7 protein-coding genes are annotated in these 6437 nt (G+C 75.4%); 3 read left to right on the top strand and 4 right to left on the bottom strand.

Annotation, left to right across the window (positions count from 1 at the left end; genetic code table 11):
• Positions 1–1333 (top strand): hypothetical protein (locus tag RUMESO_RS25980; RefSeq protein WP_037284759.1); only part of this gene is annotated, 1333 nt, incomplete at its 5' end.
• Positions 1334–1358: 25 nt separating this feature from the next.
• Here the strand turns inward: RUMESO_RS25980 and cobT are convergent.
• The gene (gene cobT / locus RUMESO_RS23675) at positions 1359–2387 is read right to left on the bottom strand and encodes a nicotinate-nucleotide--dimethylbenzimidazole phosphoribosyltransferase (protein WP_037284756.1); all 1029 of its coding nucleotides are present in this window, start codon (positions 2385–2387) and stop codon (positions 1359–1361) included.
• Positions 2388–2451: 64 nt separating this feature from the next.
• Between cobT and cobS the strand changes: the two genes are divergently transcribed.
• A complete protein-coding gene (cobS, locus tag RUMESO_RS23670; RefSeq protein ID WP_037284753.1) occupies positions 2452–3201 on the top strand; it encodes an adenosylcobinamide-GDP ribazoletransferase in 750 nt (249 codons plus the stop codon).
• Here cobS and RUMESO_RS23665 read toward each other — a convergent pair.
• A complete protein-coding gene (locus RUMESO_RS23665) occupies positions 3198–3521 on the bottom strand; it encodes a 2Fe-2S iron-sulfur cluster-binding protein (RefSeq protein ID WP_037284749.1) in 324 nt (107 codons plus the stop codon). The genes cobS and RUMESO_RS23665 overlap by 4 nt on opposite strands.
• A 94-nt stretch (positions 3522–3615) precedes the next feature.
• Here RUMESO_RS23665 and RUMESO_RS23660 point away from each other — a divergent pair, with 94 nt between their 5' ends.
• Entirely contained in the window at positions 3616–4293 is a 678-nt protein-coding gene (locus RUMESO_RS23660; RefSeq protein ID WP_037284746.1) for a class I SAM-dependent methyltransferase, read from the top strand.
• Between the two features lie 53 nt (positions 4294–4346).
• On the opposite strand, the gene RUMESO_RS23655 is transcribed toward RUMESO_RS23660, so the two are convergent.
• The gene (locus RUMESO_RS23655; RefSeq protein ID WP_051521654.1) at positions 4347–5912 is read right to left on the bottom strand and encodes a Do family serine endopeptidase; all 1566 of its coding nucleotides are present in this window, start codon (positions 5910–5912) and stop codon (positions 4347–4349) included.
• Between the two features lie 208 nt (positions 5913–6120).
• Positions 6121–6324, bottom strand: coding sequence for a DUF2065 family protein (locus tag RUMESO_RS23650; RefSeq protein WP_037284743.1), 204 nt, complete (start codon positions 6322–6324; stop codon positions 6121–6123).
• Positions 6325–6437: the final 113 nt, after the last annotated feature.

Raw genomic sequence — 6437 nt, 5'->3', positions numbered from 1 at the left:
CGAGGCGGCCCCCTCCGCCACGGGCGCCCCGCTGCCCGAGCTGGCCGCCCTGGCGCCCGACGCGCCTCTCGCCACGCCCGAGCCGCCGCCGGTCCCCCGGCTGATTGAGGCCCTGGCCGTCGCAGGCGCCGACCCCGCGCCCGAGGCGGTCCCCGCCACCGGGACGACCGCTGGGCCTTCGGCCGGCACCTTGGAAGCGGTGGCCGGCGCCGGCTCGGCGGAGCCCGAAGCCACCGTCGTCGCCGGCCCCCCGCCCGTCCTGCCGCGGGCCCGCCCCGAGCGCGAGGCCGCCGACCCCGGCTGGGCGAACGCCATGGCCGAGCCGCCGGGCAAGGTGCCGCACCTTCGTCCCCAGGACCTCGTCCCGCCCGAGACCGCCGTCGCCGCCGGGGAGACCTCGCCGAACGGCGCGCCGCTCCAGCCCGCCTCGCCCGAGGACCTGCTGGCCGCCCTGGCGCCGGGCGCCGAGTCGCCGGCCGGCGCGACCGGCGTCGTCGATCCCGTCCTCCCCGATGCCCTGGCCTTCGCCCCGACGGCGCCGGTCGCCGCGCCCCTCGCCGCTCTGGGGGGCGTGAGCCTCGCCGGCCTGCGCCCGAACGCCCGGCCCGAGGGTCTGGCCCCCGAGCCGCCCGAGGAGCCCCAGGAGCTCGCCGCCTGGGATGGCCCGCGCCCGGGTCTCCGCCCCGAGGGGCTGGCCCCGGAGGCGGCGCCCTCGCCCGAGGTGAACGACGCCGTCGCGCAGGCCCTCGCGACCCCGGAGGCGCCCGCCGAGGCCCCCGTCCCCGAGGCACCGGCGCAGCCCGACGTCCAGACCGCGCTCGCCTCCATCATGGCGAACTCGCCCGATCCGCTGGCCGGGGCGACCCGCCAGGCCGTGCCGCAGGCGCGCGTCCCGGCGGCCCGGCCCGCGAACTTCGGCCGCGTCGTCTCCGCGCAGCTCGACCGCCTGGCCCGCGCCTCGGCGCCCCGTCAGCAGCAACAGCAGCCCGCGCGGCAGGCCTCGACCGCCGGCAACCTCGCCGCCAACGAGCAGGCCGAGAGCGCCCCCGAGGTGGCCAGCTCGGCCGCCGCCGTGCCCTCCGGGCAGACCGCCGCCAGCGTGGCGCAGGCCGCGACCTACCAGGACGCCATGGCGCTGAGGGAGATCAACCTGATCGGGGTCTACGGCCAGCCGAACGCCCGCCGCGCCCTCGTGCGGATGGGCAACGGCAGCTTCGTCCGGGTGAGCGTGGGCGACCGGCTCGACGGCGGGCAGGTCACGGCCATCGGCGACAACGCCCTGAACTACGTCAAGCGCGGACGGACCTACGCGCTGGCGATCCCCGGCGGCTGAGCCCGCCGGGGGCCTCGCGTCGGGGTCAGCCCGTGACCCCGGCCTCGGCAAAGCTCGCCATGCCGGACTGGCAGGCGGCGGCGGCGCGCACCACGCCGATGGCCACCCCCGCGCCCGAGGCCTCGCCCAGCCGCATCCCCAGCGTCAGGATCGGGTCGAGCTCCAGTCGCAGGAGCATGTTGCGGTGCGCGGCCTCGGCGCTCTGGTGGCCGGCCTGCGCGTGGTCGATGGCGCCCGGCACCGCCTTCGCCAGCACCGCCGCCGCCGCCGTGCAGATGAAGCCATCGAGGATCACCGGCACCCGCTCCACCCGCGCGCGGGCGATGATTCCCGCCATGGCCGCGATCTCGCGCCCGCCCAGGCACCGCAGCGCCTCCAGCGGGTCCTCCGACGCGACCGGGTTCGCGGCGAGGCCCTCGGCGATGGCTTCGGCCTTGCGGCTCATGCCGGATTCGTCGACGCCGGTCCCCCGACCGACCCAGTCGCGGGGCTCGCCGCCGAACAGCGCCGTGGCGATGGCGGCGGCGGCGGTGGTGTTGCCGATCCCCATCTCGCCCGCCACGAGGAGGTCCGTCCCGGCGAGGAGCGCGTTCCAACCCACGGCCAGCGCCGCCACGCATTCGGCCTCGGTCATGGCCGGCCCTTGCGTGAAGTCCGCCGTCGGCCGGTCGAGGTCGATCGCGTGGACCGTCAGCCGCGCCCCGACGCTGCGGGCGATCTGGTTGATGGCCGCGCCCCCGGCCTGGAAGTTCAGGACCATCTGCTCCGTCACCTCGGCCGGATAGGCCGAGACGCCGCGCTGGGTCACGCCATGGTTGCCGGCGAAGACGGAGATCTGCGGGTTGTCCACGGCGGGCTTGGGCGTCCCCTGCCACCCCGAGAGCCAGATCGCGAGGTCGTCGAGCCGCCCGAGCGAGCGCGGCGGCTTGGTCAGGCGGTCGTTGCGGGCCTCGGCGGCGTCGCGGGCCGCCTGGTCGCAGTCGGGCGCGGCGGCGAGGATCTCGCGGAACTCGGCGAGGGTGGAGAAGGGGGCCAGGGGGGTCGTTGCGTTCATGTCGATCTCGTTGCGTTCGGGTCGGACTCTCCCTAGGCCTTCGTCAGGCAAAGGAAAGTACGGGATGCCCTACTCGGAGGTCGTCCGCCCATCCGATCCGGTCGAGGCGGTCTTGTTCCTGACGCGACTTCCGCTGCGGTGGCCGCTCCCGAATCCCCGTGGGGCCAGGGCGTCCTGGGCCTGGCCGCTGGCCGGCGCGGTCGTGGGGGCGCTCGCCGCCGCCGGGGCCTCGCTCGCCCTCGCGGCGGGGCTGCCGCCAAATGTCGCAGCCGCGCTGGCGCTCGTCGTCCAGGCCTTCGCGACCGGCGCGCTGCACGAGGATGGTCTTGCCGACAGCGCGGACGGGCTCTGGGGAGGGTCCACGCGCGAGCGGAGGCTCGAGATCATGCGCGACAGCCGAATCGGCAGCTACGGCGCCGTGGCGCTGGTCCTCTCGCTCCTGATCCGCTGGAGCGCGGTCTTGGCCCTCCTCGCGCAGGGCGCCACCTGGGGTCCCCTGATCGCCGCCGGCGCTCTCAGCCGCTGGTCGCCCCCCGCGATGCTCTGGGCGCTCCGGCCCGCGCGGGAGGGGGGCCTGTCGCGGCTCATCGGACGCCCGGCCGGCGCCACGCTGGCCCTCGGGGGCGCCACGGCCGTCCTCGTCGCGCTCCTCGCCACGGGCCTCGCCGCCGCCTCGGCCGTCCTCTGGGTCGGGCTCGTCACGCTGGCCTGGGGCCTATTGGTCCGCGCGCGCCTCGGCGGGCAGACCGGCGACACCTGCGGCGCGGCGCAGCAGCTCGCCGAGATGGCGGCGCTGCTCGCGCTCCTGGCCTAGATCTGCTTCTCGGGCATCTGCACCCGCAGCCCGTCCAGCGCCGGCGAGACCTTGAGCTGGCAGGTCAGGCGCGACCGCACCGGGTCGGGCTCCCAGGCGAAGTCGAGCATGTCCTGCTCCATCGGGTCCTTCCTGGGCAGCCGGTCCACCCAGTCCGGGTCCACGTAGACGTGGCAGGTCGAGCAGGCGCAGGCGCCGCCGCAATCCGCCTCGATGCCGGGGATGCCGTTGTCGCGGGCCCCCTCCATGACGGTCAGGCCGTTGGGCACGTCCACCACGTGCTCCTTGCCCGAATGCTCGACATAGGTGATCCGCGCCATGCTCTCGTCTTTCCTTGAAGTCCGGGGCCTATCTAGGCCGGGCAGGAGGAGGGTTCCAGATGCCGCGCGATCCTGCCCCTGCGAGAGCGACCCGATGACCTACCTCCCCGACGCCGAAGCCTTCATCCGCGCGAACCTGCCCCTGGTCGAGGTGCCGGGCACGGGCCTCCGCCTGCACCTCGCCGGGCCCCGGAGCGGGCTCTCCCGCCTCGTGCCCCCGGGCGGGACGCCCTACTGGGCCCATGCCTGGCCCGGCGGCGTCGCGCTGGCGCTGCACCTCGCCGCGCAGCCCGAGACGGTCCAGGGCCGCAGCGTGTGGGAGATCGGTGCGGGTTCCGGCCTCGTCTCCCTCGCCGCGCTACGGGCGGGCGCGGAGGCGGCCACGGCCGTCGACACGGACCCGCTGGCCGCCGTCGCGACCCGGGTGAACGCCGAGGCGAACGGCCTTCCGGCGCCGCGCGTCCTGATCCGGGCCGCCGGAGAGCTTTCCCTCGACTGGGCCTCCGCTGGCGCGAGCCGAGGCCGATCCGCCGTGCTGGCCGGGGACGTCTTCTACGACGCGGCCTCGGCCCGCCACGCGACCGAAGCCCTCGATGGGGCCGCCGCGGCCCTGGGACCCGACGCCCCGATCCTCGTCGGCGACATCGGCCGCCGCTTCCTTCCCCGCGACCGGCTGGAGCCGCTGGCCTGCTACCCCGTCCGCGACGTGGGCGACCCGCCCTCCGCGCCCCTGCGCGAGGGCTGGGTGTTCCGGTGGACGCCGCTCCCCTGAAAAACGCGAAGGGCGCCCCTGGGGGCGCCCTCCGTCCGGTCCTGCGACCCGGATCACTGCTCCTGGGTGGTGCCCTGGTCCTGCGAGCCCTTGTCGTCCTCGGTGATGGACAGCGCGACGAAGCGCGGCTCGCCGCCCCGGCGGACGAGCAGCAGCAGCGACTTGCGTCCGGCCTCCTCGGCCGACTTCACCGCCACCTCGAAGTCGGCGACCGAGGCCACCGGCTGCTGGCCCGCCTCGGTGATGACGTCGCCGGGCGCGAGGCCCTTGTCCGCCGCGTCCGAGATCGGCTCGACCTCGGTGACGACGAGGCCCTGCGTACCCTCGTCGAGGCCCAGCTCCTGCAGCACCTCGGGCGTCGGCACGGTGAGGGTCATGCCCAGCACCTCGGAGCTCTCGGGCTGGGTGGGGCCGCCCTCGGCCGAGGCGGGCTGCGCGGTGGCCTCGGCCTCCTCGCGGCGCGCCAGCGTCACGTTGAGCGTCACCGTCTTGCCGTCGCGCAGCACCTCCATCGCGGCCTGCTCGCCCACCGGGGCGGCGCCGACCCGGCGCACGAGGTCGCGGGTGTCGGTGACCGGCTGGCCGTCGAAGCTCAGGATCACGTCGCCCGATTCGACGCCCGCGTCTTTGGCCGGACCTTCCGGCACGTCCGTCACCAGCGCGCCGTTCGGGGTGTCGAGCCCCTCGATCGCGCCCACCATGTCGGGGGTGACGTCCTGGATGCGCACGCCCAGCCAGCCGCGGCGGGTCTCGCCGAACTCGCGGAGCTGGTCGACGACGCCCTTCACCACGTCCGACGACATGGCGAAGCCGATGCCGATCGAGCCGCCGGTGGGCGACAGGATCGCGGTGTTCACGCCGATGACGCGCCCGTTCATGTCGAAGAGCGGCCCGCCCGAGTTGCCCCGGTTGATCGCGGCGTCGGTCTGGATGAAGTCGTCATAGGTCCCCGACAGCTCGCGGCCCCGGGCCGAGACGATGCCGGCCGAGATCGAGAAGCCCTGGCCCAGCGGGTTGCCCATGGCGAGCACCCAGTCGCCCACCTCGGCGTCGGAACCGTTCGAGTCGCCGAACTCCACGAAGGGATGGCCGGTGCCCTCGACCTTGAGGAGGGCGATGTCGGCCTCCGGGTCGGTGCCCACCAGCTTCGCGGGCATCTGCTCGCCCCCGAAGAACTCGACCTGGATCTCGTCGGCGCCCTCGATCACGTGGTTGTTCGTGACGATGTAGCCGTCATCCGAGATGACGAAGCCCGAGCCCAGCGCCTGGGACCGCTGCGGGCCGCCGTTCGGTCCGCCGAACTGGTCGAAGAAGTCCTCGAAGGGCGAGCCCTGGGGCACCTGCCCCTCGGGCCCGGTGGCGGCGGCGACGACACTCGTGGTCGTGATGTTGACGACGGACGGGCTCACCTGCTTGGCGAGCTCGGCGAAGGACAGCGGACGGTTGTCGCTCTCCGGCACCATGGCCGCGGGCTCGTCGGGGGTCAGGGAGTTCGCGGCGGACTGTTCGCCGGGGATGGAGGGGGACTGGTCCTCGGCGGGGGTGACCTGGTCCTGCGTCGTGGTGTCCTGCGCGGCGAGGGGCATGACCTGGGTCAGCGCGAGCGCGGTGCCCAGCATCAGCGCCGCCGCGCCGGTGGGGCGGTGGACGAGGGATCGGGCGAGGGTCTTGAGTGTCACGAGCGGCTCCTTCAATGGCGGCGCGCGGCCGCCGGCTGTTCGCGGCCCGGGATCGTGGCCGGGTCGTCGATCACGAACATCGTCCCGGCAACGCCTTGAAGCAACGCAAACTCCCGTCGCGCCGCGTCAAGTCGGTGTGAGAGATGTGTCAAGGCGAGAACGCGCCGGCCATCCGCGCGCCCCAGACCAGCGCGAGCCCCAGCGCCAGCGCCGCGAGTCCCGCCAGCCGCCGCTCCTCGGGCGTCAGCGCCCGCAGCGCCGCCAGGAGCTCCTCCACCAGATGCGGCGCGAGGGCCCAGAGCAGGCCCTCGACCACCAGCACGAGCCCCAGCGCGAGGAGCGCCCAGGACATCACGGCGACGCGGCGGCGTCGCCCCCGGCTGGGGCGGGCTCCTCGGCCGCGAGGGCCGTGCCGGCGTCGGGGACGACGGCGCCCGTCCCGTCCTGCGGCGCGGCGGGCGCGGG

Source organism: Rubellimicrobium mesophilum DSM 19309, from assembly GCF_000600335.2.
In the GTDB taxonomy this organism is placed as follows: domain Bacteria; phylum Pseudomonadota; class Alphaproteobacteria; order Rhodobacterales; family Rhodobacteraceae; genus Rubellimicrobium; species Rubellimicrobium mesophilum.
The sequence above is the reverse complement of the archived record's forward strand: the minus strand, read 5'-3'. Positions and strand labels throughout refer to the sequence as shown.